The organism is Pseudomonas sp. KCJK9016 (assembly GCF_046231795.1).
Lineage (GTDB): Bacteria > Pseudomonadota > Gammaproteobacteria > Pseudomonadales > Pseudomonadaceae > Aquipseudomonas > Aquipseudomonas bananamidigenes.
Map to the genome: position 1 here is coordinate 14,136 of NZ_JBJJMM010000011.1, position 15,764 is coordinate 29,899.

The 15,764-nt window shown below is 61.3% G+C and carries 14 protein-coding genes; 8 read left to right on the forward strand and 6 right to left on the reverse strand.

What is annotated here, in order from left to right:
• The first annotated feature begins 67 nt into the window (after positions 1-67).
• A complete protein-coding gene (gene hppD, locus ACK6BI_RS12825; protein ID WP_409317331.1) occupies positions 68-1,144 on the forward strand; it encodes a 4-hydroxyphenylpyruvate dioxygenase in 1,077 nt (358 codons plus the stop codon).
• 60 nt (positions 1,145-1,204) lie between these two features.
• On the opposite strand, the gene rarD is transcribed toward hppD, so the two are convergent.
• From rarD to ACK6BI_RS12840, 3 genes are all read right to left on the reverse strand, one after another.
• Positions 1,205-2,086 carry an EamA family transporter RarD gene (rarD, locus tag ACK6BI_RS12830; protein WP_409317332.1) on the reverse strand — a complete coding sequence of 294 codons (882 nt, stop codon included), beginning with the start codon at positions 2,084-2,086 and terminating at the stop codon, positions 1,205-1,207.
• Between the two features lie 137 nt (positions 2,087-2,223).
• Positions 2,224-3,237: an aldo/keto reductase gene (locus ACK6BI_RS12835; RefSeq protein WP_409317333.1), complete on the reverse strand. Its 1,014-nt coding sequence runs from the start codon at positions 3,235-3,237 to the stop codon at positions 2,224-2,226.
• A gap of 69 nt (positions 3,238-3,306) precedes the next feature.
• Complete coding sequence (locus tag ACK6BI_RS12840) at positions 3,307-4,206, reverse strand: LysR family transcriptional regulator (protein ID WP_409317334.1); 900 nt, start codon at positions 4,204-4,206, stop codon at positions 3,307-3,309.
• Between the two features lie 99 nt (positions 4,207-4,305).
• Between ACK6BI_RS12840 and ACK6BI_RS12845 the strand changes: the two genes are divergently transcribed.
• From ACK6BI_RS12845 to ACK6BI_RS12855, 3 genes are all read left to right on the forward strand, one after another.
• The gene (locus ACK6BI_RS12845; protein ID WP_409317335.1) at positions 4,306-5,022 is read left to right on the forward strand and encodes an SDR family oxidoreductase; all 717 of its coding nucleotides are present in this window, start codon (positions 4,306-4,308) and stop codon (positions 5,020-5,022) included.
• A complete protein-coding gene (locus ACK6BI_RS12850) occupies positions 5,019-5,384 on the forward strand; it encodes a hypothetical protein (RefSeq protein WP_409317336.1) in 366 nt (121 codons plus the stop codon). The genes ACK6BI_RS12845 and ACK6BI_RS12850 overlap by 4 nt, the downstream gene beginning before the upstream one ends.
• A 357-nt stretch (positions 5,385-5,741) precedes the next feature.
• Positions 5,742-6,113, forward strand: a complete 372-nt coding sequence (locus tag ACK6BI_RS12855) for a DUF6124 family protein (RefSeq protein WP_409317337.1) — start codon at positions 5,742-5,744, stop codon at positions 6,111-6,113.
• A gap of 184 nt (positions 6,114-6,297) precedes the next feature.
• On the opposite strand, the gene ACK6BI_RS12860 is transcribed toward ACK6BI_RS12855, so the two are convergent.
• Positions 6,298-7,608 carry an MFS transporter gene (locus ACK6BI_RS12860; RefSeq protein WP_409317338.1) on the reverse strand — a complete coding sequence of 437 codons (1,311 nt, stop codon included), beginning with the start codon at positions 7,606-7,608 and terminating at the stop codon, positions 6,298-6,300.
• Positions 7,609-7,778: 170 nt separating this feature from the next.
• Between ACK6BI_RS12860 and ACK6BI_RS12865 the strand changes: the two genes are divergently transcribed.
• From ACK6BI_RS12865 to ACK6BI_RS12880, 4 genes are all read left to right on the forward strand, one after another.
• Positions 7,779-8,891 carry a sugar diacid recognition domain-containing protein gene (locus ACK6BI_RS12865; RefSeq protein WP_409317339.1) on the forward strand — a complete coding sequence of 371 codons (1,113 nt, stop codon included), beginning with the start codon at positions 7,779-7,781 and terminating at the stop codon, positions 8,889-8,891.
• Positions 8,892-9,120: 229 nt separating this feature from the next.
• Positions 9,121-10,260 carry a glycerate kinase gene (locus ACK6BI_RS12870; RefSeq protein ID WP_409317340.1) on the forward strand — a complete coding sequence of 380 codons (1,140 nt, stop codon included), beginning with the start codon at positions 9,121-9,123 and terminating at the stop codon, positions 10,258-10,260.
• Positions 10,261-10,484: 224 nt separating this feature from the next.
• Positions 10,485-12,110 carry a methyl-accepting chemotaxis protein gene (locus ACK6BI_RS12875; protein ID WP_409317341.1) on the forward strand — a complete coding sequence of 542 codons (1,626 nt, stop codon included), beginning with the start codon at positions 10,485-10,487 and terminating at the stop codon, positions 12,108-12,110.
• A gap of 41 nt (positions 12,111-12,151) precedes the next feature.
• Entirely contained in the window at positions 12,152-13,339 is a 1,188-nt protein-coding gene (locus tag ACK6BI_RS12880) for a pyridoxal phosphate-dependent aminotransferase (RefSeq protein ID WP_409317342.1), read from the forward strand.
• A 113-nt stretch (positions 13,340-13,452) separates the two neighbouring features.
• Here the strand turns inward: ACK6BI_RS12880 and ACK6BI_RS12885 are convergent, their stop codons facing one another.
• Both ACK6BI_RS12885 and ACK6BI_RS12890 read right to left on the reverse strand, forming a co-directional pair.
• Positions 13,453-14,430 (reverse strand): 2-hydroxyacid dehydrogenase, encoded by a 978-nt coding sequence (locus ACK6BI_RS12885; protein ID WP_409317343.1) that lies wholly within the window; start codon positions 14,428-14,430, stop codon positions 13,453-13,455.
• Positions 14,431-14,451: 21 nt separating this feature from the next.
• Positions 14,452-15,750 carry an MFS transporter gene (locus ACK6BI_RS12890; protein WP_409317344.1) on the reverse strand — a complete coding sequence of 433 codons (1,299 nt, stop codon included), beginning with the start codon at positions 15,748-15,750 and terminating at the stop codon, positions 14,452-14,454.
• Positions 15,751-15,764: the final 14 nt, after the last annotated feature.

Genomic DNA, 15,764 nt, shown 5'->3' on the forward strand with positions numbered 1-15,764 from the left:
ACCCACCGGCCTCAGCATTACTGACAAATAACTCTGGTTAATTGATAAGAATGATGAGGCGCCAACCATGGCAGATTTATACGAAAACCCAATGGGCCTGATGGGCTTCGAGTTCATCGAGTTCGCATCGCCGACCCCCGGCACCCTGGAGCCGATCTTCGAGATCATGGGCTTCACCAAGGTCGCGACCCACCGTTCCAAGAACGTGCACCTGTATCGCCAGGGCGCGATCAACCTGATCCTCAACAACGAACCCCACAGCGTGGCTTCGTACTTCGCCGCCGAGCACGGTCCGTCGGTGTGCGGCATGGCGTTCCGGGTCAAGGATTCGCAGAAAGCCTACAAACGCGCGCTGGAACTCGGCGCTCAGCCGATCCACATTGAAACCGGCCCGATGGAGCTGAATCTGCCGGCGATCAAAGGCATTGGTGGCGCGCCGCTGTACCTGATCGACCGTTTCGGTGAAGGCAGCTCGATCTACGACATCGACTTCGTGTTCCTCGAAGGTGTTGACCGCAACCCGGTCGGTGCCGGCCTGAAGATCATCGACCACCTGACTCACAACGTGTATCGCGGTCGTATGGCCTACTGGGCGAAGTTCTACGAGACGCTGTTCAACTTCCGCGAAATCCGCTATTTCGACATCAAGGGCGAATACACCGGCCTGACTTCCAAAGCGATGACCGCGCCGGACGGCATGATCCGCATCCCGCTCAACGAAGAATCGTCGAAGGGCGCGGGGCAGATCGAAGAGTTCCTGATGCAGTTCAACGGGGAAGGTATCCAGCACGTGGCGTTCCTCACCGACGACCTGGTCAAGACCTGGGACGCGCTGAAGAAGATCGGCATGCGCTTCATGACCGCACCGCCGGACACCTACTACGAAATGCTCGAAGGTCGCCTGCCGAACCATGGCGAACCGGTTGAAGCACTGCAATCGCGCGGAATCCTGCTCGATGGCGCTTCGGACAAGAACGACAAGCGCCTGCTGCTGCAGATCTTCTCGGAAACCCTGATGGGCCCGGTGTTCTTCGAATTCATCCAGCGTAAAGGCGACGATGGTTTCGGAGAAGGCAACTTCAAGGCGCTGTTCGAATCGATCGAGCGTGACCAGGTGCGTCGCGGCGTACTCGCCACCGAGTAACCCGCAGATGTAAAAAAGCCCGGCCTGCCATCGCGCAGGCCGGGCTTTTTATTGTGCATCTTACGGGCGCCGCTGGCGCATCAGATGCTTGAATCCTTCAAACACCAGCACCACCACCGCGAGCCAGATCGGGATATAGGTCAACCATTCTCCGGCCTTGATGCTCTCGCCAAGCAACAGTGCAACGCCCAGCAACAACACCGGCTCCACGTAGCTGAGCAGACCGAACAGGCTGAACGGCAGCAAGCGGCTGGCGATGATGTACACCACCAGTGCCGACGCACTGATCAGGCCCAGCAACGGAATCAGCCAAGTCAGAGCCGGGTATTGATCGAACACGCCGAAGCCCTGTTCGCCGCTGTGTACGAACCAGTAGGCCACCGGCAGCATCAAGGTCATGTCGACCCACAGGCCGCCGAGGTTGTCGGCCTTCAGGCGTTTGCGCAGGACGAAGTACAGCGGATAGCCGATGACGACCACCAGCGTCGCCCAGGAGAATCCGCCGACCTGATACAACTCGTTCAGCACACCGACACTGGCAAAAAACACCGCGATCTTTTGCAGATGCGACAGGCTTTCGCCATAAGCGATGCGGCCCGTCAGCACCATGGCCAGCGGCAACAGGAAATAGCCCAGCGACACATCAAGGCTGTAACCGTTGAGCGGTGCCCACATGAACAGCCACAACTGTACGCCGAGCAGCGCCGACGAGAGGATCAGGCCACCGATCAGCTTCGGATAGTGCGCAACCCGGCGCAGCAGCTCCAGCACCCGCCGCCATTCGCCGGACAGCACCATGAACAGGGTCATGCAGGGCACGGTCAGCAGCATCCGCCAACCGTAGATTTCCACGCCGCTCAGCGGAGTGAGCAACGAGGTGTAGTAATACATGACGGCAAACAGTGTGGAGGCTGTTACCGAGAGAGCGATACCTTTAGACAAACTGTCCTCGCGGGGTGATGGGCAAACGGGGCGCGCAGGATACGTGGTTTTTGTGCTGAATATTGGCCGAGTGATCGATATTTCCAACATTCGACACAGATCCCGCGAGAGCAAGACCCGTGTCGAAGCATAGGTGCTTAAGCCGAACGCGGTTTGCGCCCCGACACAAAATGGCTCACATCATTGAACCCCGGCGTCGACGCATGCCCCGGCGTCACCAGCGAATCAATGAACGCCTCATCCTCCGCCGTGATCTTCACCGCCTGCGCCTTGGTGTAGGCATCCCACTGTTCTTCCGTACGCGGCCCGACAATCGCCGACGTCACCGCGCCGTTGTTCAACACCCAGGCAATCGCGAACTCGACGATCCCGACCCCGTGCTCCTGGGTGTACTGCTGAATCTGCTGGGCAATGCGCAACGACTCCACGCGCCATTCGGTCTCCAGGATGCGTTTGTCCTGGCGCCCGGCGCGGCTGTTGGCGTCCGGGGTCACGTCCGGTGCGTATTTGCCGCTGAGCACGCCACGGGCCAGCGGGCTGTAAGGCACCACGCCGAGACCGTACGTCTGGGCGGCGGTGATCTGTTCGGTCTCGGCCTGACGGTTGACGATGTTGTACAGCGGCTGGCTGATCACCGGGCGATCGACGCCGAGTTTGTCCGCCACGCGAATTACCTCGGCAATCCGCCAGCCGCGATAGTTCGACAGGCCCCAGTAACGGATTTTGCCTTGGCGAATCAGATCGCCGATGGCCGAGACCGTCACCTCCAGTGGGGTGTTGTGGTCTTCGCGGTGCAGGTAATAGATGTCGAGGTAGTCGGTGCCGAGTCGGGTCAGGCTGGCCTCCAGAGCATTGAAGATGTGTTTGCGGCTCAGACCGCTGCGATTCGGCACGCCATCCACCGGGCCAAAACCGACCTTGGTTGCCAACACCCATTCATGACGATGACGGGCGATGGCTTCACCGACGATTTCCTCCGAGCGACCGTTGGTGTAGACGTCGGCGGTGTCGATGAAGTTGATGCCTTGGTCCCACGCCTTGTCGATGATGCGCAGCGAGTCTTCCGCGCTGGTCTGTTCGCCGAACATCATCGTACCGAGGGTGAGGGTGGACACCTGCAACCCCGAGTGACCCAGTGTGCGATAGCTCATGCCGAAATCCTTTTGTCGGTGGGAAAGCGTCCATCAAATACCAGAAGCTTGCGCCGGGGCAAAGTGAATTTAACGGCGCAATGCCTGGCAGCGCTCGCGCAAAAAAGCCTGCAACACCTTGACCCGCTCCGACACCTGCACCCGATGCGGGCACAGCAGATTGAACGGCACGCTCTCGCCGTGCCAGTCATCGAACAGCGTCACCAACCGTCCGGCGCGCACGTCTTCGGCGACGTCGAGCCAGGCCTTGTAGGCGATGCCGTGCCCGGCGAGCGCCCAGCGGCGGGCGACTTCGCCGTCGTCGCTGAGGTAGTCGCCGCGTACTTCGACTTCGACTGTTTCGTCGTCACGATGAAAACGCCAGGTGTTGTAAGGCCGGCCATTGCGCAGGTAGAGCAGGGCGCTGTGTTCGCTCAATTCGGCGGGGTTTTGCGGTGTGCCGTGACGCTCCAGATACGCAGGGCTGGCGCAGACCACACGGCGATGCTCAGGCAGAATCGGCAACGCCACCAGCGTCGAATCACTCGGCACGCCAAAGCGCAGCGCCACGTCCACCGTCTCGCGAAACAGATCCGCATGCCGGTCGTTGAGCAGCAATTGCAGCTGAATGTGCGGGTGCTCGCGCTTGAAATCGTCCAGCCACGGCAACAACACGTTGCGCCCGAAGTCCGACGGCGCCGCCAGTTGCAGCACGCCGCTCAGGCCCTCGGTCTGCTGCTTCAGCGCCTGTTCGCCCTCGGCCAGGGTGGCCAGCGCCAGACGCACGCTTTCCAGATAGCGCCGGCCTTCTTCAGTGAGGCGCATGCTGCGGGTCGAGCGGGCGAAGAGGCGGATGCCGAGGCGGGTTTCCAGGCGTTTCAGCGCGATGCTGGCCGCCGCCGGGGTCAGCTCCAGCGCCCGGGCGGCGGCGGAAATACTGCCGGAGTCGGCGGTGCGGACGAAGATTTCCAGATCGAGGATCGAGCTCATTGGTAAAAATCCTTTAAAGATCCTTCCGATTTACCGGGATTTTTCTGCGATTGGCAACCGGAGAAGATGCAATCTCCTTGAACCTCCCGGAGAACTCTCATGAAACCACTCGACAACCAGACCGTTGTGATTATCGGCGGCAGCAGCGGCATTGGCGCCGCTGTCGCGTCAAACGCTGCTGAACGTGGCGCCCGTGTTTATTCGGTCGGGCGCCGTGTCGAAACCTCCGAAACCCATAACGGTGTCCGTCACGAAACTGCCGATGTCACTGATAACGCCTCGCTGCGTCAACTGTTCGAAAGCATCGGCGCCTTTGATCATCTGGTGATTACCGCCGGGCCGAGTGTCAGCGCCAAGCCGTTGGCTGACAGCGATCTGCTTCAGGCGCAGCAGGCTTTCGACGTGAAATTCTGGGGCACCTTGCGCGCCATTCAAGCGGCGCTGCCGTACCTGAGCGAACGCGGCAGCATCACTTTGACGTCGGGTCTGCTGTCGCGCAAATTCGTTGCCGGGCAATTCATCAAGACCACCCTGAACGCGGCGCTTGAATCGCTGGCCAAACAACTGGCCAAGGAACTGGCCAAGGAACTGGCGCCGCGCCGCGTCAACGTGATCAGCCCCGGTGTGACCGACACCGAAGCCTACGCCGGCATGGACGAAAGCCACCGCAGGGCGATGTTCGCCCGCACCTCGGCCGCGTTGCCGGTGGGCCGAGTCGGGACACCACAGGATCTGGCTGCCGCGTTTATGCTGGTCATGGAAAACGGCTTTATCAGTGGCAGCATCATCGACGTCGACGGAGGTGGATTGTTATGACCTGGCACTTCGATCACCTGGCGTTCAATGCGCCGGACGGGCAACCGATTCAAGAGGCCTTCAATGCCTTGCTGGGCCTGACGCCGGGGCGCAGGCCGCCGTTTCCGTTTCCCGGGCGATGGTTGTATCAGGACGCGCAGGCGCTGGTGCATGTGATTGAACAGCCTGCACTGGATGAGGCTGCGTTGAGCCATATTGCGTTTCGTACCGATGAAGACGCGGCGGTGGTTTTGAAGCGGGTGCAGGGCAGTGGGTTGCCGTATCAGGTGGCGCAGGTGCCGGAGGATGGGGTCTGGCAGATTTTTGTGCAAATGCCGGGGGGAGTGGTGCTGGAGCTGGATGCAAAAACGGGGATTTTGTGAATGTTTAATCGTTGCGTTTAAAGGAAACGTTCAGACACGCACCCCAGGCTACACAACCTTGCGCCGTTGCCTACGACTGCGCCAGAATCCACCGGCTTGTGCGCTTATAGGCCGGGTTTTATCGTTGCTCCGTCGCTGAAAAACAGCGATCGGGTTTGGTAGCCCGGATCTGACTTGTTGCGCAATTCACCGTATTCGGACACTCATCCGTCCGTGCTTTTATGGTGGCCATGCGCGGGGCGCTTTCGAGCGCGCCGGTTCTCCAAGTCACCGGTCTACCAACCCGTGTACGGCCACCACCTCTTCGTTTGGTAGCGAAGTTTGATGGCTCCATTTTTCTGATTTGGAGATTCAAACGTGATCAAACCAACACCCAATCCACCCGAAGCCGATTCGACTTCCCCCTACGAAACCCTCGACTCCAAGAAATTCCACGAAGCCGCCGAACGCGCCCTCGATCACTACCTCAACCCGTTCCACACCAGAAAACCGCTGCTCAAACCCGGCACCCGCTACCTCATCGCCCCCGGCATCGCGAACGAAGAACTGCTGGCCGACGCCTGCGAGACCCTGACCTCCGCCAAAACCATGGCCAGCGATTTCGCCGGGATGATCGATCCGCCGCAGCGGCATGTGCTGCTGGGCATCGGGCAACTGATCATGCTGGCGGAACTGGCGGTGAATCGGGTGCTGGATAATCTGGAGATGAAGGCCGAGGCGCCGCTATAGCCTGATCGTTCCCACGTCGAGGCGTCGAACCGTCTGCGTGGGAATGCCTCAAGGGACGCTCCGCGTTCCAGCTCTGGAAGGGACGCGGAGCGTCCAGGGCTGCATTCCCACGCGGAGCGTGGGAACGATCCAGCGCCAATAAAAAACGGCCCGTAGTGGGCCGTTTTTGTGTGTCTGCCAATAATCAGGTCCGCAACGTCCGCGTCATCCGCAACGCCAGCAGACTCCCGCCAACGATCACACCCGCCAGCAGATACAGCGCCGCATCGGTCGAGCCGGTGCTGTCCTTGACCCAGCCGACCAAGTAGGGACTGAGGAACCCAGCCATCTGCCCCATGGAGTTGATCAACGCCAGACCACCCGCCGCAGCACCCGCGCTCAACATGGCAGTCGGCACCGGCCAGAACATCGGCAGACCGGTCAGCGCGCCCATGGTCGCAATGGTCAGACCGAGAATCGCAATCGCCGGATTCGCCGCGAAGTTCACCGCGATCAACAGGCCGATGGCGCCCATCAGCATCGGCACCACCAAGTGCCAGCGACGTTCCTTGCGCAGGTCAGCCGAGCGACCGACCACCAGCATGAACACGGCGGCCAGCAGATATGGAATCGCGCTCAACCAGCCAATCAACAGGTTGTCGCTGAAACCGAGGTTCTTGATGATCGACGGCAGCCAGAAGTTGATCGCGTACACGCCGCTCTGGATGCAGAAGTAGATCAGGCCGAAGGCCCAGATGGCCGGGTTCTTGAATACGGCGATCAGCGAGTCGGAGGTGGTTTTAGGCTTGTTCGCCAGGTCTTCTGCCTGATCGGCTTCCAGCACCGAACGCTCGTGCGGGGTCAGCCATTTGGCCTTGGCGAAGTTGTCGCTGAGCAGGAAATAGGCCAGCGCGCCCAGAACCACGGTTGGAATGCCTTGCAGCAGAAACATCCACTGCCAGCCGGCCAGACCGCCCTGGCCTGCAGCGAAGTGATTGAGGATCCAGCCGGAAAACGGGCTGCCGAGCAGGCCGGACACCGGGATCGCTGACATGAACAGCGCCATGATCCGGCCACGGCGGAAGGTCGGGAACCACTGCGAGAGATACAGCACAACGCCCGGGAAGAACCCGGCTTCGGCCGCGCCGGTGAACAGGCGCAAGGTGTAGAACTGGGTCGGCGTGGTGACGAACAGCAGGCAAGTCGACAGCGTGCCCCAGGTGATCATCATCAGCGCAATCCAGCGCCGTGGGCCGAATTTGGTCAGCGCCAGGTTGCTCGGTACGCCGCACAGCACGTAGCCGATGAAGAAGATACCGGCACCGAGGCCGTACACGGTTTCGCTGAATTTCAGCGCGTCGAGCATCTGCAGTTTGGCGAATCCGACGTTGACCCGGTCGAGGTAGTTGAACAGATAGCAGATGAAGATGAAGGGGATCAAACGCAGGGTGATGCGTTTGTAGACGGCGTTTTTACCGTCGTCGATGGTCTGGGCGGCAGCGGCGCTCTGCGACATGGCGGCTCTCTCTTTATTATGATTTTTTGCGATGCAAAGGGTAACGTTGATCGCCCTGAGAGTCTCGGTCACCTTTGGCCGGATTGTCTTTGTGCCTGAGCACAGGGTTTGCCGACAGACCCTGTGCGGGTGAACAACCGTCCGCGCCTGTTTTCAAGGATTTTCCCCTTATGTTCGAACTCGATCACGACCTTGCCCAGGACATCGTTGACCGGGCCATGGCCATTTTGCCGTACAACGTCAACGTCATGGACAGCCAGGGGCTGATCCTCGGCAGCGGCGAGCCGGAGCGCATCAACACCCGTCACGAAGGCGCGCAACTGGTGCTGGCCAACGGGCGGGTGGTGGAGATCGACGCGCAGACGGCGGTGCATCTGAAGGGCGTGCAGCCGGGGATCAATCTGCCGCTGCTGCTCGATCAGCGTTTGATCGGCGTACTCGGCATCACTGGCGAGCCGGAGCAACTGCGCACTTACGCCGAGCTGGTGCGCATGACCGCTGAAATGCTGGTCGGTCAGCGCAACCAGCAATCCGAGCAGCAATGGCGGCGGCAACGTTGCGACGACTTGCTGGCGCTGCTGTTGAGTGAATCAGGGGATTCGCCAAGGCTGGTCGACGAAGCTCAACAGCTCGGGCTGAAACCGCAATTGACGCGGGTGCCGTATCTGTTCGAACTGGGCCTGGAACACGGGCCGGGGCAAACCGTCGAGGCGCTGAGTGCCTGGCTGATGTCGCGCTATCCGGACAGTTGGTGCGTGAGTTCGGCCAAGTCGTCACTGCTGTGGTGCCGACCGGCGAGCCAGAACGTCGAGCATGATCGCCTGCTGGAAAAACTTGATGGTCTGGGCTGGAACATCCTGCGCATCGCCGTCGGCGGGCAGGCCGATGGACTGGCCGGACTGCGCCGTTGTTATCGGCGGGTCGGCGACTTGCTCGCCTATGGCCGCGAAGTGTTGCCGCGCTCACGACTGCTGACCCTCAATCGCTATCGCTTGCCGGTGATGCTCTGGCGCCATCGCAACGACGATGCGCTGGATGAATTGCTCAAGCCGTTGCGCAAGGTCATCGCCAGGGACAGCAACGGCCAGTTGCTTGCGACCCTGCGCAGCTGGTGCGATCACGATGGGCAGAGCCAGGCCTGTGCCGATGCGTTGGGGATTCATCGCAACAGCTTGCGTTATCGAATGGAGCGGATTGCCGAGTTGAGCGGGGTCGATCCGCTGAAGCTCGACGGCATGCTGGCGCTGTATCTCGGGGTGCAATTGCTGCCGCAGAATGACTGAAGTTTATTCGGCGCCTCGGATAATGCTATCGCGAGCAGGCTCGCTCCCACATTGAGATTCCATTTCCCTGTGGGAGCGAGCCTGCTCGCGAAAGGGTCGGGACATTCAACATCAACTTCAGAGCCTTTGTGAAAATGAACAATAAACGCCAATCCAACTTGTGCAGCGGACAGGCGTCAACGTTTCAAGTGACTGGCAGCATGAGGGGCATTGGAACTGGAGAATTCGCATGAAAGTCGTCATCGCCCCCGATTCGTTCAAGGACAGCCTGAGTGCCCAGGGCGTCGCAGAGGCCATTGCGCTGGGTCTGGCGCAGGTCTGGCCGCAGGCGACGCTGGTCAAGTGCCCGATGGCCGACGGCGGTGAAGGCACGGTGGAGTCGATTCTCGATGCCTGCGAAGGTGAACTGCGCCGCACTCGCGTGCGCGGCCCGCTGGGCGCGGCGGTTGAAGCGGCGTGGGGCTGGCTGCCGCACAACCACACCGCGATCATCGAAATGGCCGAAGCCAGCGGTTTGCAGCTTGTACCGCCGGGTCAGCGTGATGCGTGCATCAGCAGCACGTTCGGCACCGGTGAACTGATTCGTGCGGCGCTGGATGCCGGCGCGCAACGAATCATTCTGGCCATCGGCGGCAGTGCCACCAACGACGGCGGTGCCGGCGCGATGCAGGCGCTGGGCGTGAAACTGCTGGATGCTCAAGGCCAACCATTGGTGCCGGGCGGTCTGGCGCTGGCGCAACTTGCACGACTGGACTTGAGCGAACTCGACCCGCGTCTGGCACAGGTGCGTTTCGACATCGCCGCCGACGTCAACAATCCGCTGTGCGGCCCTCACGGCGCGTCGGCGATTTTCGGTCCGCAGAAAGGCGCATCCCCGGAGCAAGTGCAGCAACTGGATCACGCCCTCGGCCACTTCGCCGAACTCTGCGCGCAAGCGCTGGGCAAGGATGTTCGGGACGAACCTGGCAGCGGTGCGGCGGGTGGACTGGGCTTTGCCGCCAAGGCGTTTCTCGGCGCCCGGTTTCAGGCCGGGGTTGAAGTGGTCGCGGAGCTGGTCGGGCTGGCGCAAGCCGTGAAAGGCGCCGATCTGGTGATCACCGGAGAAGGGCGCTTCGATGCCCAGACCCTGCGCGGCAAAACCCCGTTTGGCGTGGCGCGGGTCGCCAGACAACACGGCGTGCCGGTCATTGTCATCGCCGGCACCCTGGGCGAGGGTTATCAGGCACTCTACGAACACGGCATCGATGCAGCTTTCGCCGTCACCGCCGGTCCGATGACACTGGAACAAGCCTGTGCCGAGGCACCACGCCTGCTGCGCGAACGTGCAACGGACATTGCCCGCGTCTGGCGCATGGCGGCTTCGGACTGACCTGTCACCCGTCATATGAAACATCGAGTGTTTCAATTGGGAAACACTCGCAATCATTTGAAAAATATTTACTCTTGACCTGAAAAAATACTCAAGCCTGGCCGATATAAGGATCAGGCGCGCACAAGACCTCCACAATCAGTGACGCCGGACTGAAGCCCGCTTTCGCGGGTCAGTGATTACGGCATGGATGCTCTTAGCTTCGACTACCCGAGAGCCTTCCTATGTCTTTGCGTAATCTGAACATCGCGCCCCGTGCCTTCCTCGGTTTTGCCTTTATTGCCCTGTTGGTGATCGTGCTCGGCGTCTTCGCCGTCAACCGCATGTCGGTCATCCGCCAGGCATCCGTCGAGATGCAGACCAATCAGTTGCCCAGCGTCGCTTACCTGGGCGTAGTGACGGAAAACGTCCTGCGCCTGCGGATCCTCTCGTTCCGCATTCTGGTCAACCGTGATGCCGCCGGCCTGCAGGAGGCGCAGACTCGCATCGGCGTTCTCGTCGACAAGGTGCGCAGCGCACAGGCTGCCTACGCCGCGCTGCCGGCCGAAAGTGAAGAACGCGCGCAATATCAGGCCTTCGCCACGACGCTGGACAACTACCTGCAAGCGCAGAACCAGATGATGGAGCTGTCCCGTCAGGACAAGCTCGATGAGATGCGGACCCTGATCAACACGAAGATCAAGGACGGTACCGACCAGATGGGCGAGCAGCTCAACAAACTGATTGCGATCAATGCCGCCGGTGCCAAGGAAGCCTCCATGCTGGCCGGTGAGCATTACGACAGTGCCATCACCGGCGTGGTGATCGTGGCGGTCATCGCTGCTGTGGCTACCGTGCTGCTGGCCTTGTTGTTGACCCGCAGTATCGTCACCCCGCTGAACCGCGCCGTGGCCGCCGCGCAAACCATCGCCGGTGGCAACCTGACCAAACCCATCGAAGTCGACGGCAAGGACGAACCGGCGCGTCTGCTCGAGGCGCTGGCCGCGATGCAGGCCAACCTGCGCAAGACCATCGAACAGATCGCCGGCTCCGCCACGCAGTTGGGTGCCGCTGCCGAAGAACTCAGCGCCGTGACCGAAGAAGCCTCCCGTGGCCTGCAACAGCAGAACGACGAAATCGAACAGGCCGCCACCGCCGTCAACGAAATGACCGCCGCGGTGGAAGAGGTGGCACGCAACGCGGTGTCGACCTCCGAAGCGTCGAACCAGTCGACCCACGCTGCTCGAGAAGGTCGCGATCAGGTGGTGAAAACCGTCGATGCGATCCAGACCATGACTCAGGACGTGCAGAACACCGCACAAATGATCGAAGGCTTGGCTGCGCAGGGCCGCGACATCGGCAAGGTGCTGGACGTGATCCGCGCCATCGCCGAACAGACCAACCTGCTGGCGCTCAACGCCGCCATCGAAGCGGCCCGCGCCGGTGAAGCCGGACGTGGCTTCGCCGTGGTGGCGGACGAAGTTCGTGCGCTGGCCCACCGTACCGCGCAATCGACCCAGGAAATCGAAAAAATGGTCGCCGGCATCCAGAACGGCACGGGTGAAGCGGTGGAATCGATGCAACAAAGCAACCAGCGCACCCAGACCACACTGGAAATGGCCCGCGCTGCCGGCGTCGCGCTGGAGCAGATCACCCAATCGATTCACCAGATCAACGAGCGCAACCTGGTGATCGCCAGTGCCTCCGAGGAGCAGGCACAGGTGTCCCGCGAGGTGGACCGCAACCTGGTGAATATTCGTGATCTGGCCACGCAATCGGCCGCCGGGGCCAACCAGACCAGCGCCGCGACCCATGAGTTGTCGCGCCTGGCGGTGGATTTGAATGCGATGGTGGCGCGGTTTGTGATTTGACCTAGGGTGAAGGCTGGAGACCGCGCAATCAGGAGACGTACATGCGCTATTCAGCCTTGACCCAACGAATCGCCGGGGACGGAGCAGCGGCCTGGCGGATTCACGACCGAGCGCTGGAACTGCGCGCCGAAGGGGTCGATGTGTTGCTGCTGTCGGTGGGTGATCCGGATTTCGACACGCCGCTGCCGATCATTCACGGCGCCATCGACAGCCTGCTGGCGGGTGATACCCATTATTCCGAAGTGCGCGGGCGGCTGGAGCTGCGCACGCGGATTGCCGAGCGCCATCGGCGCAATAGCGGCCAGCCAGTGGACGCTGACCATGTGATCGTGCTGCCCGGCGCACAGTGCGCGGTGTATTCGGTGGCGCAATGTCTGCTGGATCCAGGCGATGAGGTAATCGTCGCCGAGCCGATGTACGTCACCTATGAAGGTGTTTTCGGTGCCTGCGGTGCGACGGTCGTACCGGTGCCGGTTCGCCCGGAGAACGGCTTTCGCGTCGATCCGGCGGATGTCGCGGTGCGAATAACGCCCAAGACCCGGGCCATGCTGCTCAACAGTCCCAACAATCCCTCCGGCGCCAGTCTGTCATTGCTGATCTGGCAGGAATTGGCGGCGCTGTGCATTCGACATGACCTGTGGCTGATCAGCGATGAGGTCTACAGCGAATTGTTATACGAAGGCCAGCACGTCAGCCCGGCGAGTCTGCCGGGCATGGCTGAGCGCACGGCGACCATCAACAGCCTGTCTAAATCCCACGCAATGACCGGCTGGCGCATCGGCTGGATGATCGGGCCCAAACCGTTGGCCGAGCATTTGGTGAATCTGTCGCTAAGCATGCTGTTCGGTCTGCCGGACTTCGTGCAGAAAGCCGCGCAGGTCGCTCTGGAGAAAGATTTGCCGGAGGTGACCCGGATGCGCGAGGAATACCGGTTGCGCCGGGATCTGGTGTGCGAGCGCTTGCGTGGCTGTCCAGGGTTGTACCCGATCAGGCCGGATGGCGGGATGTTCGTGATGGTTGACGTGCGTCAGACCGGGTTCGGCGCACAAGCGTTTGCCGAGCGGCTGCTGGAAGGCTATGGCGTTTCAGTGCTGGCGGGGGAGGCATTCGGGCCCAGCGCGGCGGGGCATATCCGCATCGGACTGGTGGTGGATCGGGTGAAGCTGGCGGATGCGTGTTCGCGGATTGCCCTTTGTGCTGCGCAGCTTCTCCAGGTGCGCAGCGCTTGAAGGTTTTGTGTTGTCGTTGCTGGCCCTTTCGCGAGCAGGCTCGCTCCCACAGTGTTACGCGGTGTGTGGGAGCGAGCCTGCTCGCGAAGACGGCCTGACAGGCGCTGAATATTTCAGCCTTGCCAGGCTGATGAGTTCACCAGATTTATCGGCTTCTCACCACCCAGCGCCGTCAACAGATTCTCCACCGCACACCGTGCCATCGCTTCGCGGGTCTCATGGGTTGCCGAACCCATATGCGGCGTGGCCACCACGTTGTTCAACTGCAACAACGGCGAGTCATGATTCAGCGGCTCGCGCTCGAACACATCCAGCCCTGCCGCGCGAATCCGCTTATGGCGCAAGGTGTCGATCATCGCCGCCTCGTCCACCACCTTGCCCCGTGAAATATTGATGAAGATGCTTTCCGGACGCATCAACGCAAACTGTTTCGCGCCAATCAAACCTTCAGTCTGCGCGGTCAACGGCAACGTAAGACAGATGAAGTCTGCCTGCTGCAACAAATCTTCAAGACTGCGGTACTGCGCATCAAAACGCGCCTCGACCGCCGGTTTGCGCGATTGACTGTGATAGATCACCGGCATCCCGAACCCGAAATGCCCACGCTGCGCCAGCGCTTCGCCGATCCGCCCCATGCCGATGATGCCCAGCGTCTTGCCATGCACGTCGGTGCCGAAATGCGCCGGGCCGATGCTGCGATGCCAGTGACCGCTGCGCACCATGTTCGCCAGTTCCACCACCCGCCGGGCGGTGGCCAGGATCAGCGCGAAACCGGTGTCGGCAGTGGTTTCGGTCAGTACGTCCGGGGTGTTGGTCAGCAGGATCCGGCGCCGGGTCAGGTAGTCGATGTCGTAGTTGTCCACGCCTACCGAAACGCTGGATATCGCTTCGAGCTTCGGTGCCAGATCGAGCAGCGTCGCGTCCAGCTTCAAACTCGCGCCCAGCAATCCGTGGGCAACCGGCAGGGCGTCACGCAGTTTCATCAGACCATCGGCATCAAGGCTTTCGATCAACGTCACATCGACCTGTTCCTCAAGGCGCGCCATCAACGTCGGCGACAGTTTCTTGTACAGCACAACCTGCTTTCTCATCGCAGTCATCTCTCTATCAATTCAGGAATGCGCCGGCAGCGGACGCGGTGCGACGCGCTTGGCGTTCACCCGGTCGCTGGCGCCGGGCTTGAGAAAAATCGTCAGCACCACCGACAGCAGCAACGCGCCGCTCATCAACAGGTACGAAGCGCCGGGCGAGCCGGTGGAGCTGTTCAGGTAACCGACCAGATAGGAACCGCCGAACGAGCCGAGGGCACCCATGCTGTTGATCAGCGCCATGGCACCGCCGGCAACGTTGGCCGGCAGGATCTCGGGGACGATGGCAAAGAACGGCCCGTAAGGCGCATACATGCAGGCGCCGGCAATCACCAGCAGCGTGTACGACCACCAGAAATGCTCCGCGCCCAAGGCGTATGAGCCGTAGAACGCCACTGAGGCGATCAGCAGCGGCGGCCAGACGAAGCGTTTGCGCTTTTGCAGTTTGTCCGAGCCCCACGACACCAGCAGCATGCCGATCACCGCCGCCAGATAGGGCAGGGCCGACAGCCACCCGGCCTCGATCATGTCCATCTGCGCGCCAGCCTTGAGGATCGATGGCAGCCACAGCACGAAGCCGTAGACGCCGATGCTCCAGCAGAAAAACTGCAGCGCCAGGATGATCACCTTTGGCGAACGGAAGGCTTCGGCGTAGTTCTTCACCGCTTTGATCCCGACCTGTTCGGCAGCGAGAGCGCTTTCCAGATCTTGCTTTTCCCGGTCGGTGAGCCACTTTGCCTGTGCCGGTCGGTCATCCGCCAGCTTCCACCAGATAAATGCCCAGAGCACCGCCGGCAGGCCTTCGATGATGAACATCCAGCGCCAGCTGAAATGCTGCACCAGATAACCCGAAACCACTGACATCCACAGCATGGTCACCGGGTTGCCGAGGATCAGGAAGGTGTTGGCCCGGGAGCGTTCGGCGCGGGTGAACCAGTGGCACAGGTACACCAGCATCGCCGGCATCACCGCCGCTTCGACCACGCCGAGCATGAAGCGGATGACGATCAGCCAATAGGCGTTGGAGACCACGCCGGTCAGCGTGGCGAGCCCGCCCCAGAAAATCAGGCTGACGAAGATCAGCTTCTTCACGCTGTGCTTTTGCGCGTAGATCGCCCCGGGTACCTGGAAGAAAAAGTAACCGAGAAAGAACAGCGCGCCGAGCAGCGAGGACAGGCCCGGAGTAATCATCAGGTCGGCGGCCATGCCCGAAGCGGCGGCGAATCCGTAATTGGCCCGGTCCAGGTACGCCAGGCTATAGGTGATGAATACGATCGGCATGATGTACCACCAGCGGCGGGTGGCGAGGGTTGCGGTTTTCATGGTCTTGCTCCTGA